This is a genomic window from Brevundimonas sp. GW821-FHT12E07 (assembly GCF_058807035.1).
In genome coordinates this window covers 577,289-594,437 of record NZ_JBXAQH010000002.1, presented here as the reverse complement: position 1 = coordinate 594,437, position 17,149 = coordinate 577,289, and the positions used below count along the sequence as shown (strand labels likewise).

The 17,149-nt window shown below is 67.4% G+C and carries 22 protein-coding genes; 9 read left to right on the top strand and 13 right to left on the bottom strand.

Translation table 11 applies throughout. The annotated features are described in order from the left end of the window. Positions 1-143 precede the first annotated feature (143 nt). Positions 144-494, bottom strand: coding sequence for a hypothetical protein (locus AC1ROD_RS11085; protein ID WP_492948296.1), 351 nt, complete (start codon positions 492-494; stop codon positions 144-146). A 220-nt stretch (positions 495-714) separates the two neighbouring features. Next, positions 715-2,244 carry a UbiD family decarboxylase gene (locus AC1ROD_RS11080; protein ID WP_492948295.1) on the bottom strand — a complete coding sequence of 510 codons (1,530 nt, stop codon included), beginning with the start codon at positions 2,242-2,244 and terminating at the stop codon, positions 715-717. A gap of 169 nt (positions 2,245-2,413) precedes the next feature. Here AC1ROD_RS11080 and AC1ROD_RS11075 point away from each other — a divergent pair, with 169 nt between their 5' ends. After that, entirely contained in the window at positions 2,414-2,539 is a 126-nt protein-coding gene (locus AC1ROD_RS11075; protein ID WP_492948294.1) for a hypothetical protein, read from the top strand. Here the strand turns inward: AC1ROD_RS11075 and AC1ROD_RS11070 are convergent. From AC1ROD_RS11070 to folE, 7 genes are all read right to left on the bottom strand, one after another. Then, complete coding sequence (locus AC1ROD_RS11070) at positions 2,533-2,781, bottom strand: helix-turn-helix domain-containing protein (protein ID WP_492948293.1); 249 nt, start codon at positions 2,779-2,781, stop codon at positions 2,533-2,535. The two genes, AC1ROD_RS11075 and AC1ROD_RS11070, sit on opposite strands and share 7 nt — an antisense overlap. 49 nt (positions 2,782-2,830) lie before the next feature. Beyond that, positions 2,831-3,679 (bottom strand): aldo/keto reductase, encoded by an 849-nt coding sequence (locus tag AC1ROD_RS11065; protein ID WP_492948292.1) that lies wholly within the window; start codon positions 3,677-3,679, stop codon positions 2,831-2,833. 42 nt (positions 3,680-3,721) lie between these two features. Then, a complete protein-coding gene (locus tag AC1ROD_RS11060) occupies positions 3,722-4,603 on the bottom strand; it encodes an alpha/beta hydrolase family protein (RefSeq protein WP_492948291.1) in 882 nt (293 codons plus the stop codon). A 51-nt stretch (positions 4,604-4,654) separates the two neighbouring features. After that, positions 4,655-5,008 (bottom strand): MmcQ/YjbR family DNA-binding protein, encoded by a 354-nt coding sequence (locus AC1ROD_RS11055; protein WP_492948290.1) that lies wholly within the window; start codon positions 5,006-5,008, stop codon positions 4,655-4,657. Position 5,009: 1 nt separating this feature from the next. Beyond that, positions 5,010-5,426 (bottom strand): biopolymer transporter ExbD, encoded by a 417-nt coding sequence (locus tag AC1ROD_RS11050; RefSeq protein ID WP_492948289.1) that lies wholly within the window; start codon positions 5,424-5,426, stop codon positions 5,010-5,012. Between the two features lie 160 nt (positions 5,427-5,586). After that, positions 5,587-6,039: a biopolymer transporter ExbD gene (locus AC1ROD_RS11045; RefSeq protein WP_492948288.1), complete on the bottom strand. Its 453-nt coding sequence runs from the start codon at positions 6,037-6,039 to the stop codon at positions 5,587-5,589. A gap of 148 nt (positions 6,040-6,187) precedes the next feature. Continuing rightward, positions 6,188-6,805 (bottom strand): GTP cyclohydrolase I FolE, encoded by a 618-nt coding sequence (gene folE / locus AC1ROD_RS11040; RefSeq protein ID WP_492948287.1) that lies wholly within the window; start codon positions 6,803-6,805, stop codon positions 6,188-6,190. Positions 6,806-6,937: 132 nt separating this feature from the next. Between folE and cysS the strand changes: the two genes are divergently transcribed. Further along, the gene (gene cysS, locus AC1ROD_RS11035) at positions 6,938-8,347 is read left to right on the top strand and encodes a cysteine--tRNA ligase (RefSeq protein ID WP_492948286.1); all 1,410 of its coding nucleotides are present in this window, start codon (positions 6,938-6,940) and stop codon (positions 8,345-8,347) included. Positions 8,348-8,392: 45 nt separating this feature from the next. Here the strand turns inward: cysS and AC1ROD_RS11030 are convergent, their stop codons facing one another. Both AC1ROD_RS11030 and AC1ROD_RS11025 read right to left on the bottom strand, forming a co-directional pair. Further along, positions 8,393-9,385: an SPFH domain-containing protein gene (locus AC1ROD_RS11030; protein ID WP_492948285.1), complete on the bottom strand. Its 993-nt coding sequence runs from the start codon at positions 9,383-9,385 to the stop codon at positions 8,393-8,395. Positions 9,386-9,409: 24 nt separating this feature from the next. Continuing rightward, on the bottom strand, positions 9,410-9,673 hold the full coding sequence (locus tag AC1ROD_RS11025; protein WP_492948284.1) for a hypothetical protein: 264 nt from the start codon (positions 9,671-9,673) through the stop codon (positions 9,410-9,412). 162 nt (positions 9,674-9,835) lie between these two features. Here AC1ROD_RS11025 and AC1ROD_RS11020 point away from each other — a divergent pair, with 162 nt between their 5' ends. The 3 genes from AC1ROD_RS11020 to AC1ROD_RS11010 all read left to right on the top strand — a co-directional run bounded on the left by AC1ROD_RS11020 (position 9,836) and on the right by AC1ROD_RS11010 (position 13,190). Further along, entirely contained in the window at positions 9,836-10,531 is a 696-nt protein-coding gene (locus tag AC1ROD_RS11020; protein WP_492948283.1) for a hypothetical protein, read from the top strand. 83 nt (positions 10,532-10,614) lie between these two features. After that, positions 10,615-12,537 (top strand): S9 family peptidase, encoded by a 1,923-nt coding sequence (locus AC1ROD_RS11015; protein ID WP_492948282.1) that lies wholly within the window; start codon positions 10,615-10,617, stop codon positions 12,535-12,537. 47 nt (positions 12,538-12,584) lie between these two features. Further along, positions 12,585-13,190 (top strand): hypothetical protein, encoded by a 606-nt coding sequence (locus tag AC1ROD_RS11010; protein ID WP_492948281.1) that lies wholly within the window; start codon positions 12,585-12,587, stop codon positions 13,188-13,190. 4 nt (positions 13,191-13,194) lie between these two features. Here AC1ROD_RS11010 and AC1ROD_RS11005 read toward each other — a convergent pair whose 3' ends face one another. Beyond that, positions 13,195-13,365 carry a hypothetical protein gene (locus AC1ROD_RS11005; protein ID WP_492948280.1) on the bottom strand — a complete coding sequence of 57 codons (171 nt, stop codon included), beginning with the start codon at positions 13,363-13,365 and terminating at the stop codon, positions 13,195-13,197. A gap of 217 nt (positions 13,366-13,582) precedes the next feature. Here AC1ROD_RS11005 and AC1ROD_RS11000 point away from each other — a divergent pair, with 217 nt between their 5' ends. Beyond that, positions 13,583-14,137: a GNAT family N-acetyltransferase gene (locus AC1ROD_RS11000; protein ID WP_492948279.1), complete on the top strand. Its 555-nt coding sequence runs from the start codon at positions 13,583-13,585 to the stop codon at positions 14,135-14,137. Between the two features lie 269 nt (positions 14,138-14,406). On the opposite strand, the gene AC1ROD_RS10995 is transcribed toward AC1ROD_RS11000, so the two are convergent. Further along, positions 14,407-15,681 carry a lytic murein transglycosylase gene (locus AC1ROD_RS10995; RefSeq protein ID WP_492948278.1) on the bottom strand — a complete coding sequence of 425 codons (1,275 nt, stop codon included), beginning with the start codon at positions 15,679-15,681 and terminating at the stop codon, positions 14,407-14,409. A gap of 437 nt (positions 15,682-16,118) precedes the next feature. Between AC1ROD_RS10995 and ykgO the strand changes: the two genes are divergently transcribed. The 3 genes from ykgO (at position 16,119) to AC1ROD_RS10980 (ending at position 17,146) form a co-directional block, all read left to right on the top strand. Next, on the top strand, positions 16,119-16,244 hold the full coding sequence (gene ykgO, locus AC1ROD_RS10990) for a type B 50S ribosomal protein L36 (protein WP_008263184.1): 126 nt from the start codon (positions 16,119-16,121) through the stop codon (positions 16,242-16,244). A 219-nt stretch (positions 16,245-16,463) separates the two neighbouring features. Continuing rightward, the gene (gene gapR / locus AC1ROD_RS10985; RefSeq protein ID WP_492032370.1) at positions 16,464-16,739 is read left to right on the top strand and encodes a nucleoid-associated protein GapR; all 276 of its coding nucleotides are present in this window, start codon (positions 16,464-16,466) and stop codon (positions 16,737-16,739) included. 50 nt (positions 16,740-16,789) lie between these two features. Then, a complete protein-coding gene (locus AC1ROD_RS10980) occupies positions 16,790-17,146 on the top strand; it encodes a hypothetical protein (RefSeq protein WP_492948277.1) in 357 nt (118 codons plus the stop codon). Positions 17,147-17,149 lie beyond the last annotated feature (3 nt).

Here is a 17,149-nt window from a genome sequence, read left to right as displayed (position 1 = left end):
ACCCTGACCGGGCTTGCTGAACAAGCTTCACCTTAGGCGTGGGTTCCGATTCCGTCACCCGCCGCCCGCGGACTGGCTAAAACGAAAACGGCCGGTCCCGTCGGGGACCGGCCGCGAAATCGAGGTGGCGAGAGGCTGAAGCCTCAGTTGCCTTCGCGACGCGCGCGCTTGGCTTCCAGACGGTCGATGACGATCTGGGCTTCGGCGATCTGGCTGCGGTGCGAGGCGATCTGGGTGCTCTGTTCCGGGGTCAGGCCGCCGGCGGTCTGACCCGCGGTCTCAAGGGTCTCGATCTGCTGCTGCAGGTCGATGACCTGATCCTGGGCAGCGAACAGCCGGTCCTCTTCGCGCGGGCTCAGAGCCGGGCGGCGATGGCGCTCGGACGCGCGAGCAGCGCCGCGTCCGGCAAGGACCTGGGCGTCAGCCATCGTCGGCAGAACCACGGCTGGAGTCGCGGTGGTGAGTACGAGGGCGGCGATCAGGACGGCTTTCATTGGACGCTCCGGCGAATGACGAATTGGGACGATATTACGACATTAATATTTCGTCACGTCAAAACTGTGCGCCGCAACATGATTTGTGCGCTGCGGCATGGTCCGTAGTGCGTCCGGCGCCAAAATCTTTCGCCTGCTCAATCGTGTAGCGGAGTTATCGTGTTAGCCCGCATCGTTTCCGCCCGACGATGGGGCGTGCTTCGCCGGTTACGGTCGCCCGTTACTTCCAGATCGGGCTGCCGTCGCCAGGCAGGCCGAGGCGGTCCCACAGGTCATTGACCCGCTCGACGACCGCTTCCTCCATGCGGATTTCCTCGCCCCATTCGCGCTTGGTCTCGGGCGGCCATTTGTCGGTTGCGTCCAGACCGATCTTGGAGCCCAGCCCGCTCTCGGGGCTGGCGAAATCGAGGTAGTCGATGGGGGTCGATTCGATGACGGTGATGTCGCGCGCCGGGTCCATCTTGGTCGAGATGGCCCACATGACGTCCTTCCAGTCGCGGGCGTCGATGTCGTCGTCCACGACGATGACCCATTTGGTGTACATGAACTGGCGCAGATAGCTCCAGACACCCAGCATCACCCGCTTGGCGTGGCCCGGATAGGCCTTCTTCATCGACACCACCGCGATCCGGTAGCTGCAGCCCTCGGGCGGCAGCCAGAAGTCGGTGATCTCCGGGAACTGGGCGCGCAGCAGGGGGATGAACACCTCGTTCAGCGCCTCGCCCAGCACGCTCGGCTCGTCCGGCGGGCGGCCGGTGAAGGTGGTCAGATAGATCGGGTCCTTGCGCATGGTGATCGCCGTCACCTGGAAGACCGGGAAGGTCTCGACCGAGTTGTAATAGCCGGTGTGGTCGCCATACGGCCCCTCGGGCGCATGCTCGTCCAGCAGGACGTGGCCCTCCAGCACGATCTCGGCATTGGCCGGCACCATCAGGGGCACGGTCTTGCACGGGACCAGCTCGGCCTTCTGCCCGCGTAGCAGGCCGGCGAATTGATATTCCGACAGGGTGTCCGGCACGGGCGTCACCGCCGCCAGGATGGTGCCCGGATCGGCGCCCAGCACCACGGCGCACGGCAGGGGCTCGCGCTTTCCGGCCTTCTTGTGCCGCTGATAGTGCTGGGCCCCGCCGCGGTGCGCCAGCCAGCGCATGATGGCCTTGTCCTTGCCCAGCACCTGCATCCGGTAGATGCCGAGGTTGAAGTCGTCCTCGGCGCTGTCCGACGGCCCCTTGGTCACGACCAGTCCCCAGGTGATCAGGGGCGCGGGCTCGCCGGGCCAGCAACCCTGAACGGGCAGGGCGGTCAGGTCGATCTGGTCGCCCTTCAGCACCACCTGCTGCACCGGCGCCGTCTTCACGACCTTGGGCCGCATCGACATCACCGTCTGGGCCAGGGGCAGCATCTCCATCGCGTCGCCCAGACCGCGCGGCGGCGTGGGGTTGCGCAGGAAGGCCAGCAGCTCCCCGACCTCGCGCAGCTCCTTCGCCGTCGTTCGGGTCTTCTTCTCCATGGTCACGCCCATGGCGACGCGCTTCACCGTGCCGAACAGATTGGCCAAAGCCGGGATCGGGCTGATCGAGCCGTCCGGCATCACCGGCTTTTCGAACAACACCGCCGGCCCGCCATTCCTCAGCAGCCGTGTCTGGATCTCGGTCATCTCCAGATGGGTGGAGACGGGCTCCGACACCCGCACCAGCTCCCCCTCGGCCTCCAGCATGGCCATGAAGTCGCGCAGGGATTTATAGGCCATGGGGGTCTCGTCGGCGGGAGTCGATCTCGCCCGAGGCTTAGGCGGCTGCGGCGCGGGAGTCACCCTGTCCCATTGTCCAACCGGTTGCGCCGCTGACTTTACAGTCTTTTACTCGGGGATTTGAACGACCCGGGTTACGCCTTCGTCCATGGAGAAGGCGCGCATCATCATGAAGACGGCGATGAGGACGGTCTGGGTTCGTGGCGCCGTCCTCGCGGCCTTCGCCCTGTCAGGCCTGGCCTGGTGGGCGCTCATTGACCTGATCCGCGCCCTCGTCTTCGCGGGCGTTCAGTAGGCGGGGACGTCCGACACCAGCGCCCAGATCGGCAGATGCAGGGCCCGGGTGGCCGCCTCCAGCTGGGCGCTGTCGAGGCGACTGCGCCCGGCCTCGCACCGGCGGATGACGTCGGGGCTGGCGTGGATGGCCTCGGCCAGGGCCTCGATCCCGAAACCCCGTTCCTCCCGCCAGCGCTTCAGCCGTCGCCCCGCCGATTGAAAGCGGGGATCGGCCTCGGGAAACTCCAGCACGACGCCCATCACGGACCTCCTCGGCGACTTCCTCTGTGCGCCTTCTTCAGAGACGCCTTCAGCCAGTCTGATCCCATTTGAAGTCCGGGTCCAGCCAGTCGCCGAGGCGGCCGTCGGGGCGGGCCAGGGCGTGGATCTGCGCCATCTCGTCGTCCGTCAGCTGGAAGTCGAAGATGTCGAAGCTCTCTTCCGCGCGGCTCACTTTGGTCGTGCGCGGGATGGCGATGACGTCCTGCTGGATCAGCCAGCGCAGGGTCACCTGACCGGCCGACTTGCCGTGGGCCCGGCCGATGGCGTTGATCACCGGATCGTCGGCGATCTTGCCCTGGGCCAGCGGAGACCAGGCGGTGATCGACGACCCCAGCTCGTCCGCCGCCTTCAGCAGGGGGCTGAGGTTCAGATAGGGGTGGTACTCGACCTGGTTGGTGATCAGCTTGGCCTTCGACAGCGTCTGCGCCTGCCGGAACTCGGCCGAAGGGAAGTTGGACAGGCCGATCGACCGCGTCAGCCCCTGATCCTTCGCCTCGTTCAGCGCGCCCAGAGTCTCGGCGAAGCTGGGGGTCTTCTTGGGCCAGTGCAGCAGCAGCAGGTCCGGCGTGAAGCCCAGGCTGGTCGCCGACTCCTTCGCCTGGGCCAGCAGATCGTCATGATGGAAGTGGGCGACCCAGATCTTGGTCGTCAACCAGACCTCGTCGCGGGTCACATGGCCAGCTTCGATGGCGTCGCGGATCCCGTCGCCGACCGCCGCCTCGTTCTTGTAGATCCAGGCCGTGTCGATGTGGCGGTAGCCGATGCGCAGGGCCTCGGCGACCATCCGGCGCGCGTCCTCGGGCTCCAGCATCCAGGTGCCGAAGCCCAGCAGGGGAATGGACAGGCCATCGACTTCGATGTGGGGTTGATCGGCCATGGCGCGCGCCTTTGTCTGAGGGGGATGCGCCTACCTATGCCCTCAGGCGGCGGGCGCAACCAGGTCGGCGAAAATCTCGTCCCACAGCGGCTCCATCCCGGCCCGGAACGCGCCCTCATGCCCGATGCGTTTGACGCCCTGATCCGCCGGGGTCCGCACCACGATGGTCTTCGGCGCGTTGGGATAGACCCTCAACAGCCGCTCGGCCGTGACCGGGGTCGCGATCGGATCGTCGGTGAAGATCCACGAGGTGATCGGCGCCGTCACGGCATCAAAGGCGTTGGGCCTCAGCCGGTCGCCCAGCTCGTCCTCGAAATATTCGGGCTTCAGGCACCAGCGCTTCCAGGTCTCGAACACCCCGCGCGGCAGGTCGGTCCCGGCCCACAGGCCGCCGCCCTTCACATAGCCGTGCCGCCTCAGGCTGTGCGGCCCGAAGCCGTGCCAGAAGAACAGCTCCAGCGGATTGTAGCTGCGGTGGTGCAGGCCCCAATAGCCGATGCCCACGCTGACGAAGGCATGGCGCGCGATGCGGTTCGGCTCGGGCATGAAGCCGACGAAATGGCCGCCGACGCTGTGGCCCACATGCAGGATCGGCAGGCCCGGGGCCGCCGCCTCCAGCGCCTGAACCGCCGCCGGCATGTCCCACCGGCCCCAGTCCGGATAGTCCATGACCATGGCCTTGAGGTCCTCGGGCCGCGACCCGGCGATGCCCCGGAAGTCATAGGTCAGGACCGCCGCCCCCTTCGCCGCCAGATGCCGCGCGAACCGCTCGTAGAACCGCTTGGGAAAGCCCGTCCCCGAGGACATCAGCACGGCGTGCTTCGGCTCCGGATGCGAGATCAGCCGCATCGACAGCGGATAGCCGTCCGCCGCCGCATGGACGAAGTCGCGCGTGACGAGGTGAGGGGAGGCGGAATCGGTCACGGGGTCAGTCCTGTTTCAGAACGGACGATGACAGCTTGACCCCGCGTCAGGTCAAGCCTCTCCCGGTATGGTCGGATGCGCCTTCGACAGACTCTTCGGCGCCTGCTTTCGCCACCGCCGCGCCAGCATCCCTCTCAGCCAGTCAGGATCGACGCTGGCGATCCGCGCCAGCACCAGCGGGTGGTCCTTGTAGTGGTCGGTGAAGTGAAACGTCGCCGGGTCCATCTCGATCAGCAGCTCGCGCTCGTCGAGACTGTCCAGATGGACCACGATGCTGTCGTCCAGCTGCGGCCGGATCCAGGTCAGGAACTTGCCCGCCACCTTGAACGACGGCTCGCCATAGGACGTGCCGTCCTCCACGCCCGGCAGGGCGAACAGCAAGGCGCGGAGTTCGGCGTGGGTCACCCTATTCGATGTCCTCGTTCAGCAGCCCGACCTTGTCGAAGCCGTGGGCGTGCAGGTCGTTCATCACGGCCATGAAGTTGCGATAGGAGGTCTCGGCCTCGCCGCGCACGAAGACCCGCTCGTTCTGGCAGGCGCCCCCGCCAAGCTCGGCGCAGACGTCGGCGGCCAGGGTTTGCATCGACGAGGCCTTGTCGCCCACGAAGACGGCGCCCGAGGCCTGGACGCTGACATAGACCGGGTCCTTGTATGGCATGGGACTGGTGGTCGGCGGCGGCAGGTCGAGCTTGAGGGATACGGTCGCCAGCGGCGCCGAGACCATGAAGATGATCAGCAGCACCAGCATGATGTCCACGAACGGCGTGACATTGATGTCGGCGTTCTGTTCAGCGGCCTTCGGAGCCTGAAAACGCATAGCCATGGCGATCTCCCTCTCGTTGCTTGGCGGAACCCTGTTCCGCCTGCCGATGTGGAGCCGACATTCGGGCAAAGAAAAGGCCGGGTTCGCCCCGGCCATCAGGCAAAGAAAAAGGCCGCGTCCCGGAGGGCGCGGCCTTGGTCTTCCGGAATGGGGACGAACCCTATTCGATGTCTTCGTTCAGCAGACCGACCTTGAAGAAGCCGTTCTTCTGCAGGTCGTTCATGACTTCCATGAACTGGTTGTACTTCACTTCCGGCTGGGCGCGGATGAAGACGCGCTCTTCCTGGCAGCCCTGGCCGGTGGGGTTGCCCACGGCGGCGCAGACGTCGTTGGCCAGGGTTTCGATGGTGGTTTGCTTGTCGGCGATGAAGATCGAGCCCGACTCCTGGATGGAGATATAGGTCGGCTCCTTCTCCTTCGGCTGGTTCGGGGGCGGCGGGGTCGCCGGCGGCAGGTCCAGTTTGATGGACACGGTGGCCAGCGGGGCCGAGACCATGAAGATGATCAGCAGGACGAGCATGATGTCCACGAACGGCGTGACGTTGATGTCCGAGTTCTGTTGGATCGTCTTGCCGCCCGAGGCGCCGACGGGGCCTGAAACTTTGCCAGCCATACTTACTTGTCTCCGTCGAGGCCCGCCGGGCGGCGGACTGCGGTTGAATGTTCAGACCGGTGTCTTGGCGTCCCCGGCGTCGCTTGTAAAGCGGTCTCGACGCCGCGACGGTTCCCTCGCGTCGCTTTTCGCGTGCGGGGCGAGAAGATCAGCCCCGAGCGAGTTTCAGGAAGCGCTCAACCAATGCCGGATCGGACTTGAACGCGCCGGTGAAGCGGGTCGTCACGGTTGAAACGTGGCGGTGATGCACGCCGCGGGTGGTCATGCACTGGTGCTCGGCGTCGACCAGGACTGCCACGCCCTTGGGCGACAGGTGCGATTCGATGGCCTCGACGATGTCGTTGGTCAGGGTTTCCTGGTTCTGCAGACGCTTGGAGAAGATCTCGACCACGCGTGCCAGCTTGGAGATCCCGACCACCTTCTCGCCCGGCATATAGGCGACGAAGGCCTTGCCGATGAAGGGCGCCATATGGTGCTCGCAGTGGCTCTCGACCTCGATCTGACGCAGCACGACCATGTCGTCATAGCCGGTCACATCCTCGAAGGTGCGCGACAGCTCCTTGCCCGGATCGGCGTCATAGCCTTCGAACCATTCGGAATAGGCGTCCACGACCCGCTTGGGGGTGTCGACCAGGCCGGGGCGCGAGGGATCGTCGCCGGCCCAGGCGATCAGGGTCCGCACGGCCTCCAGCGCCTGCTCGCGGCTGGGCCGGATCGGCATGTCGTTCCCGGGAACGAGAACGGGTTTTGCGGGCGTCGAACTCATGAAATCGGTCTCAAACGAACGGGGAGGCGACGAAGACGGCTTCATTCGCCTTCGGACACTGTTTAACAGCTTCGCGGCTATATGGGACGTTCAGTCCGTACTGCAAGAAAACGATCAAGGCCGCCCCTCAAGATGACGCTCTCACTCTACGACACCCTGCACCGCGAAAAGCGGGTGTTCACGCCGCGCGATCCGGAGCGAGTGACCCTCTATGTCTGCGGCCCGACGGTCTATGACTTCGCCCATATCGGCAACGCCCGCCCGCCGGTGGTGTTTGACGTCCTTACGCGGCTTCTGCGCCGGGAATACGGCGCCGACAGCGTCATCTACGCCCGCAATGTCACCGACGTGGACGACAAGATCAATCAGAAGGCCTTCAAGGAGGGTGTCGAGATCGGCGAGGTCACGGCCCGCTACGAGGCCGCCTATCTGGCCGACATGGCCGCGCTGAACGTCACCCCGCCGGACCTGACGCCCCACGTCACCGACCATATGGACGCCATCGTCGCCCAGATCGGCCAGATCATCGACGCCGGCTGCGCCTATGCCGCCGAGGGCCACGTCCTGTTCGACGTCTCGGCCTATCCGGCCTATGGCGCGCTTTCTGGCCGCAATCTGGACGACATGATCGCCGGCGCCCGCGTCGAGGTCGCCCCCTACAAGAAGAACGCCCACGACTTCGTCCTGTGGAAGCCCTCCAAGGAAAACGAGCCCAGCTGGCCGTCGCCCTGGGGCGCGGGCCGCCCCGGCTGGCATATCGAATGCTCGGCCATGATCGAGGAGACGCTCGGCCTGCCGATCGACATCCACGGCGGCGGCATCGACCTGGTCTTCCCCCACCATGAGAACGAGATCGCCCAGGGCGTCTGCGCCCACGGCCACGCCCATGCCGACCACGCCCCGGCCGAATACAGCCGCTACTGGATGCACAACGGCTTCCTGACCGTCGACGCCGAGAAGATGTCCAAGTCGATCGGCAACGTCCTGCTGCTGCACGATCTGGTGCAGCACGTCCCGGGCGAGGTGGTCCGCTGGGCGCTTCTTTCGGCCCATTACCGCCAGCCGCTGGACTGGAACCAGTCGCTGCTCGACCAGTCGAAGAAGAACCTGGACCGCCTTTACGGCGCCCTGCGTCGCGCCGCCGACGTCGAGGCCAAGGGCGACATGCCGTCGCCCGAGTTCCTCGAGGCCATCTCCGACGACCTCAACACCCCCGGCGCCATGTCCAAGCTGTTCGCCCTGTCGAGCGAGATCGAGCGCGCCATGACCGCCGGCGATCATCACGCCGTCGCCATCGCCAAGGCCGAACTTCTGGCCTCCGGCGCCCTGCTCGGCGTCCTGCTGTCCAGCCCGGACCAGTGGTTCGAAGGCGGCGCCGACGACGCCCTCAGGACCGAGGTCGAGGCCCTGCTGGCCGAACGCGTCACCGCCCGCGCCGCCAAGGACTGGCCCGCCGCCGACCGCATCCGCGACCGCCTGACCGAACTCAACGTCGTCGTCATGGACGGCCCGACCGGCGCGACCTGGCGGCTGAAGGAGTAGAATGTGACACCCTCTCCCGCCGGGAGAGGGTGACCTTCACCCTTCCTACTCCGCCTGCTGACCCGTCGCCGGGATCATCGTCGTCGGCGTCTGGCCGATGATGCAGGTCGAGGCGCGGGGAGGGCAGAGGCCCTGCGAGCGCTGGGCGTAGATCTGGTCGATCAGCTGCGGATTGGCCCGCAGCGCCTCACCGCGCAGGCGGATCGATTCCGCCTCGCCGCGCGCCGTCTCGATCTGGGCGTTGGCGTTGGCGCGGGCCTCGGCCTCCTTCTGCTGGGCCGCCAGGGTCCGTTGCTCGGTCGCGGTGCGCGCCTGGATCGCCGTGGTGATGCTCTCCGGATAGCGGATGGTGCCGACCCACTGCAGGTTCGAGATCTCCACCCCCTCCGACGCCCATTTGCGCTGCAGATTGGCGAAGGCGCGCTGGATCACCGCCTGCCGCCCGGCGCCCATCAGGCTGCCGGTGCAGACCGCCGCCGGCGCCTGGGTGTTCGGCGATTGAGCGATCTCGACCGGCTGCTGGGCCTGCAGGTTGCAGGACACCGGCACCTTCTCCGCCTCCTGGGCGATGAAGGAGCGGACGTCGTTGCGGATCGGATTGTCCAGCAGGTCGTCGAAGCTCAGCCGGTATTTGGCGTACAGGTCGGCCGCCTTGTTGTCCGCCACCTTGACCGTCATGTTGACGTCGGCGGTCATCGGCAGGCCGGTCTGGTCGGCGAAGCCGATCTCCTCATTCTCCTGCCCGTCGGCATTGCCCTCGCGGGTGTAGGAATAGACCCGCTGGCGCGTCGGATATTTGATGATCTTCTCGCCCAGACCTTCCCAGTGCCAGCCCGGCCGCAGCTCGGTCGGCTGAACGCCGGGGTTGGGGCCGAATTTGGTGGTCTTGATGCCGGCCTCGCCGCTCTCGACCGTGACGCTGCACGACGACACCGCGCAGCTGCCCCCGGCCAGCACCAGCCCCAGCACGGCCACCGTCGCGACCAGTCTCCAAGCGCGCGCCGAAGCGCCGCCGAAGGCGTTCCCCTGAAACGTCATTGCATCCCCCTCGAACTCAAAAGCCTACGACCGGATCATCCGGGCGACCCGTCTGAACAGAAACACCGCCAGCACCCCCAGACCGAGGGTGCCGAACAGGCCCGCGACCGAGGCCACGAACACCGATCCGAAGAAATGCGCCTCCAGGATCAGGGGCACGATCACCCGGAACAGGGCGAAGGCCGCCATCAGCACCAGGCCGATCGACGCGAAGGCGAAGAACCCGGCCAGGATCGCCCGATCCGGCTTGTCTTCGGACTTCACAGGCAACTTCACAGGCTCGCTCATCGCGCCCTCCGTTCCCGCCGGTCGCCCGGCCCGTTTCGATCATAGCGGGAACCGCGTCGCCCGCGCCACAGAAAGCGGCGCCGCAGGGGAGGGGGCTGGCACCATCTGAAAGACCCGTGTTAGCCAAGGCTGGCGGGGCGTGCGGGCCCTTGGGGGATAGACGTGAAACATCTGTGGTGGGCCTTCGTTCTGGCCCTGGCTGTCACCGTGTTCGGCTTCTGGCCGACGACCGTGGGCGCCTTCGGGCCGCCGGATGCGCTCCGCATCGTCCACGGCCTGTTCGCCGTCGGCTGGATGGTGCTGCTGGTCGTGCAGAGCTGGCTGATCGGCCATCGCCAGAACCGGCCACACCGCTGGCTGGGCTGGTCGTCGCTGATCCTCGCGCCCGGTCTGGTGATCAGCGCCCTCGTGGTGGTCCTGACGTCGCAGGGGCCGAAATCGCACTTCCCGCCCGACCTGCTGCTGATCCTCGACTGGATCGACCTCTGGTCGCTGGTCCTGTTCGCGGTCCTCTATGTCGCGGGCATCCTCAATCGCCGGGTCATGTCCCTGCATTCCCGCTATCTCGGTTCGACCGTCTTCGTGGCGCTGATCCCGGCGCTGGGCCGGGCCTACGGCATGAATATCGAGGCCATCGGCGGCCTGCGCGGCTCCCTGCACCCCTCCTACTGGACGGTCGAGATCATCATCGTCGCCCTGATCGTCCGCGACGCGCTGAAGCACGGCGGCTTCAAGGCCCGCTATCTGACGCCCTATGCCGTGACCCTGATCGGCCTGCTGGCGATGGAATGGACCATGTTCTCGGTCCCGCACTGGAAATGGTTCGCCGACTTTATGGGCTTGATCAGCGGAACCTGAGGGCGACCGGCCTGCGACAGCTTGCCACAGGGGCGTGTCCGTAGTTTGTAACACCGCGCCCGATCCGGAGCCGGAGTTCCCCCATGTTCGCATCCCTCGCCGCCGCCGCCCTGCTGGCTTCTCAAGCGGGCGCGGTTCCGCCGACCCTGTTCTCCTATTCGGGCGTCGCCCTCGATCCGGCCGGCCGGACGGTCGCCTCGGTCGATTCCAGCCAGGCCCAGGGCGCCGCCGGGACCCACGGCGTGATCACCCTGCGCGGTCTGGACGGCAAGGTCTCGGGGACCATCGACCCCTGCGCCGCCTGCCGCTACAGCGCCCCGACCTGGTCGCCGGACGGATCGAAGCTGGCCTTCCTCGCCAATGGTCAGGACGGCGTCACCCTCTACGTCTCCCAGGGCGGCGTGCCTCGCGCCGTCACCACGGTCCAGGGTCTGGTCTCGACCCCGCGCTGGTCGCCTGACGGCCAGTCCATCGCCCTTTTGATCACCCTGAACCCCTCCAAGGAGACCGGCGCCACCCAGGCCGGGGCCCGTCAGGTCGGCGAGATCGGCCGCCTGTCGCTGGACAGCCAGCGTATCGCCACCGTGCCCGTCGCCGGCGGCCAGCCGCACATGGTCTCGCCCGACGGGACCTTCGTCTACGAATACGACTGGACGCCGGACGGCCAGGGCTTCGTCGCCACCGCCGCCGAGGGCAATGGCGACAACAACTGGTGGGTCGCCTCCCTGCGGGCGTTCCCGATCAACGGGGCGCCCCAAAACAGCAGGGGGCGCATCATCGCCGCCCCCAAATACCAGATGAACATCCCGCGCGTGTCGCCGGACGGAAAGACCGTGGCCTTCATCGGCGGCGTCATGAGCGACTTCGGCTCGGTCGGCGGCGACGTCTACACCGTGCCCTTCGAGGGCGGGGTCCCCACCGACGTCACCCCCGGCTATCGCGGCACCTTCACCTCCGTCGCCTGGCGCGGCGCGAAACTGGCCTCGACCCTGATCGTCGGCGGCGAGACGGGGACGGCCATGGTCGATCCGGTCGCGAAAGCCGTCTCCGACGTCTCCACCGCCCCGGTCTCCATCTCGGCCGGCGACGGCAAGGCCGCCTTCGACGCCCGCGCCCGCACGATCGCCTATGTCACCGAGACCTTCGACCGCGCCCCGCGCATCGAGGTCGGGACGCCCGGCCATATGCGCGCGATCACCCACGACAACGACGGTCTGGCCCCCACGGTCGCGGCCCACAGCATCAGCTACCAGTCCGAGGGCCAGACGGTTCAGGGCTGGGTGCTTCAGCCGCTCACCCTGACCCCCGGCGCCAAATATCCGATGGTGGTTCAGGTCCACGGCGGCCCGTCCGCGGCGGCCCTGCCGAAATTCGTGTTCGGCGGCACGGTCTCCGACCTGGTCAAGGCGGGCTACTTCATGTTCCTGCCCAATCCGCGCGGCTCCTACGGCCAGGGCGACGCCTTCGAGCGGCTGAACTATCAGGATTTCGGCGGCGGCGACCTCAAGGACATCCTCGCCGGCATCGACGCCATCGAGGCCCGGTCCCCGGTCGATGACGCCCGCCTCGGCGTCTACGGCCACTCCTACGGCGGCTTCATGACCATGTGGACTGTGACCCACTCCCAGCGCTTCCACGCCGCCGTCGCCGGCGCCGGCATCGCCAACTGGGGCAGCTACTACGGCCAGAACGGCATCGACCAGTGGATGGTCCCCTTCTTCGGCTCGACCTTCTACGACGACCCCTCGGTCTATGACCGCCTGTCGCCGATCCGCTCGATCAAGGACGCCCACACCCCGACCTTCATCTATGTCGGCGAACGGGATCTGGAGACGCCCGCGCCCCAGTCGATGGAGTTCTGGCACGGCCTCGTCGCCAACGGCACGCCGACCTCGCTGGTCATCTATCAGGACGAGGGCCACGGCATCCGTCAGCGCGAACACACCGAGGACCTGTCGCGCCGCATCGTCGGCTGGTTCGACCAATATCTGAAGCCGGTGAGCTGATCGGCAGGGGAGAGGGAACACGGCGGGGCGCGGGCCGTTCAGGCGGCATGAAAGCTCCGAGCTCGCGCATCGCGCCCGCCTTCGCCGCCGTTTCCGTCATTGCCCTGCTGGCCGCCTGCGGTCCGGCTCCCGAGAAGGCTTCCGAGCCGGCCGCGCCAGCCGCCGAAGCTCCTGCGGCCCCGACCCCGGCGCCCACGCCCGCTCCGACCCCCGGCGCCCCGACCAAGGTCATCGGCCTCGAAGGCCTCGGCGACCTGAAGATCGGCCAGCCGGTCCCCGCAGGCGGAACCTGGGCCGAGCGCGGCGCCCAGACCAGCGAGGCCTGCCGCACCGTCACCTCGCCCGACTATCCCGGCGTCTACGCCATCGTCAGCGACGGCAAGGTCCAGCGCATCACCGTCGGCCAGCGCTCTGACGTGAAACTGGTCGAGGGCGTCGGCGTCGGCTCGACCGAGAAGGACGTGAAGAGCTGGTTCGGCGGCTTCCGCGAGGAGCCGCACAAATATCAGGACGCCCCGGCCAAATATCTGACCGCCCCCAATGCCTCCAGCGGCGACCCCGCCGTCCGCTTCGAGATCGGCTCCGACGGCAAGGTCAGCCTGATCCACGTCGGCGTCATGCCCGTGGTCGGCTACGTCGAGGGCTGCAGCTAGGGGCTCAGGCGCCGAGCCGCTCACGCGTCTCGACGAACTGCCGGAACCGCAGCGCCTGCTCCCGGTCGGCGATCTGCACGGCTTGAAACAGCCGCAGATGATCGATGCCCTCGGCGTTCAGCCAGTCGAGGGCCCGGCGGCGTTCGGTGGCGTCCTTGGGCAGGGAAATCAGCATTCCTCCCTCTAGCGCCACCGTACGGGGCCAATTGTAAAACGTTGTAAGATCGGCGCGAAACCCGATGCCGCCTTCCCGGAGTGGTGGCAAAAGGGAGTCGGGGTGTTCCCTGACAGACATCCCATGACCGGCCCGGCGATTCACACCAGTCAACCTGCCGGGCCGGTCAGCCCTGCCTCCCATTGCGCGTTCAAGGCGCCATCCGCATCATCGCCTGATGCGCGCCCCCGACACCTTCCAGACTGACCGCCTGACCCTGCGTCCCGTGACCCGGACCGACGCAGCGGATGTCTTCGCCTATGCGGGCGAGGCCGCGCCGACGCGGTTCATGCCCTTCGTGCGCCATCGGGAACTGGCCGAGAGCCTCGCCTTCGCCGTGCGCTGCGAGGAGGCCCGGGTGTCGGGCGCGGCCTTCCCCTGGGCGATCGTGGAGCGGGCGACCGGCGCCTTCGCCGGCGTCATCGAGTTGCGGTTGAGCCCGCCCAAGGCCGACTTCGGCTATATCCTCAACGAAGCCGCGTGGGGCAGGGGCTTCGCTTCCGAGGCCGCCTTGGCCGTCGTCGACTGGACCATCGCCCAGCCACAGATCCATCGCGTCTGGGCCACCTGCCACCCGGACAACGCAGCCTCCGCCGCCGTCCTGCAAAAGGCGGGACTGATCTTTGAGGCGACCCTCGCGAACTGGGAGGCCCGCCCCCAGCTCGGCGAGGCGGCGGGGCCGAGCTGCGTCTACGCCCTGACGAAACCTGCGCAGCAGCCCGAGTCCGCATAGACGCCGGAGCCGCCGCCAACGAAGTCAGCGGCTTGCGCCTCACCCACCCCATTCGGCCCAGCAGACTTTCCGGCGGGGTTAGACTGCCCGTCCGGTCTTTGACATCGCCGACCGCCGCAGAAAGCCGCCTGCACGCGAGTGCAAGCCGAGTGCAACGAACGGCGTCAGAAAATACGACGAAGTTTCAGCAGTCTGTCAGGCGTTCCTGATCTGCGGTCTCACCGATTGCACTTTTTGCACCCACTCTTTTTTGGAGTGCAAAGCGCCGATCAGCGGCTCATCAGCTCGGTCGCCAGCTCGGCGGTCAGATAGCCGTCGGCGATGCGGCCGTTGGCGGCCTGCCAGCGCTTCAGGGCGGCGCGGGTATTGGCCCCGACCACCCCGTCGACGCCGCCGGTGTCATAGCCCATCCGCGTCAGGGCGGCCTGGGCGCCGACCCTCTGGTCTCGCGACATGGGCGCATCCGTCGGCCAGCTGGCCACGAGGCCGGGCTTGCCCGCCACCCCGTCCGCCGTCAGGCCGATGGCCAGGGCGTAGGAGACCGAGTTGTTGTAGCGCCGGATCACGAAGTGGTTGGGCAGGCCGATGAAGGCCGGGCCGCGCGCGCCTTGCGGCAGCAGCAGGGTCGCGTTCTCGGCGGCCTCGGCGTCGGTCATCGCTCCACCGCGGGCGAGGGTGACGCCCTGCTGGCGCCAGAAGCTCCACGGCCGCGACGGGCCGTCGGCCAGCGAATAGTCGAAGCCCTGCGGGATCACGACCTCATAGCCCCAGGCCTGACCGCGCTTCCACCCGGCCTGGGCCAGCAGGTTGGCGGCGGAGGCCAGGGCGTCGACGTCCGTGCCCCAGATGTCGACCTTGCCGTCGTCGTTCTGGTCGACGCCCAGACGCAGGTAGTTGTCGGGCATGAACTGGGTCTGGCCCATGGCCCCGGCCCAGCTGCCGGTCAGGCCGGCGCGGCTGCGGCGGCCGTCGATGACGATGTTCAGGGCGTCGCGCAGCTGGCCCTCGGCCCAGTCGCGGCGGCGGCCTTCATAGGCGAGGGTGGCCAGCGACCGGATCACGTCCTTGTTGCCCTGGACCTGGCCGAAGCTCGATTCCTGGGCCCAGATCGAGACCAGGATCTCGGCGGGGACGCCGAAGCGCTGGGTCACGCTCCACGGCACGATGTCCACCTTGCGGCGGGCCTCGGCGACGCGCGACGCCGAGACGGCGTTGGCGACATAGGCGCCGGCCGGGCGGCTGAACTCGGGCTGGTTGCCGTCCAGGCGGATGACCTCCTGATCGGGTGTCAGTCCGGCCAGCTGCTGCTCATAGGCCGCGCGGCGGGCGCCGCCCATCCGGTTCAGGAAGCCCTGCTTCCAGCCCTCGAAGCCCGGCTGGTCATAGACCGGCTGCGTCGGCTGCGGCGCGGGCCGGGCCGGCGGGGGCGTCGGCTCTGGCTGGGGCTGCGGCCGGGCGGGCGGCAGCACCGTCTCCGGCGGCGGCAGCATCGGGGCGCAGGCCGCGACGGACAGGATCAGCAGGAGGCGGGCGGAAAGGCGCATGGGGGACAGGCTAGGGCTCCGGGCGGCGTTCGAGCAATCACAAGCGCGCGAGACCGGCGAGCGTTGCAGCACCGTTTCATGACACGGGGATGGTGAACGGGGCGTTCACCGCGTTCGTTTCCGGAATCTCAAACCAGGTGCGACATTCTGTCCATCGACCCTGATGCGGCCTGGTGGCGGAGGGGCTACGCGATGGGCCCGCAAGCCCATAGACCCTCCGTTCAACTCGGAGGCCAGGCCTCCATCCTTTTGGCGCTAGCGCTCGCCGCGCGACGGCTCGCGGCTTGAGCGCGGACCTGTTATTGCCTCCCTGAAGAACCTGCCCATATCAGTCGCCCGGCGGTTGACTTGGCGCTCCCGAATCTCTACATGCACCGCTCCGCCGCAGGTTCGCCCCGCGGCTCTTTTATTTTTGATTTGCCTCAGGACGCCCGACCATGAAGGTCCGTAGCTCGCTCAAGTCGCTCAAGACCCGTCACCGCGACTGCAAGGTCGTTCGCCGCAAGGGCGTCGTCTTCGTGATCAACAAGACCGACCCGCGCTTCAAGGCGAAGCAGGGCTAAGCAGGCGCTTACGGCGCTCGCGAGGCAGTCGCGGACGCCTAAGTATCTGAAATGTCTTGGCTATCGAGGGCTGTGGGCAATCTGTCCGCAGCCTTTTTCGTGTTCGTGGTTGAGCCTGCCGCGCCGACGTGGTTAGTCGCCCGCCAAACCCACACACCGACGCGCTCAAGCAGCGAAGCTCCGCGAGCTGAGCGTTAGCGCCTTCCGAAGGACCCAAGAATGACCGACGCCGCCGCTTCCTTCGACAGCTCGGACGTCCTGACCTCGGCGGCCCAGGGCCGTCTGCGTTCGATCATCGAGCGGATCGAGCGTCTGGAAGAGGACAAGGCCGCGATCATGGCCGACCAGAAGGAGGTCTTCGCCGAGGCCAAGGGCGAGGGCTACGACGTCAAGATCCTGCGCAAGGTCATCCGCATCCGCAAGCAGGACAAGGCCAAGCGCCAGGAAGAGGACGCCATCCTGGACCTCTACCTCTCCGCCCTCGGCGAGATCTGAACCTGAAGCGGACGCCCCTCTCGGGCGGTCCGAAAGCCTCTTCTGGAGGCATGAAGCGCTCGACCGGGCTCAAGCCGGGGTCGGGCTTCAAGAACAAGAGCGACAAGCCTCCCAGCCCCTCCGAGGCCGAGCGCGAAGCCGCGCGCCGCAAGGCCCTGAACGCCCTCAAGCGCGCCAAACGCGCCGCCGACAAGGCGGGCGTCACCCTGTCCGATTGGGAGGGGGAGTTCATCGAGGGCGTCTCCGACCGCATCCAGACCTATGGCCGCGCCTTCGGCGATCCGGAGAAGGGCGCGCCGGGTCAGGCCCTGTCGGCCATGCAGGGGCGCAAGCTGAAGGAGATCACGGCCAAGGCGAACGGGGAGGAGCCCAAACGCCGCTGGGGCCGCCGAAAGGCTCCCGAGTGAGAA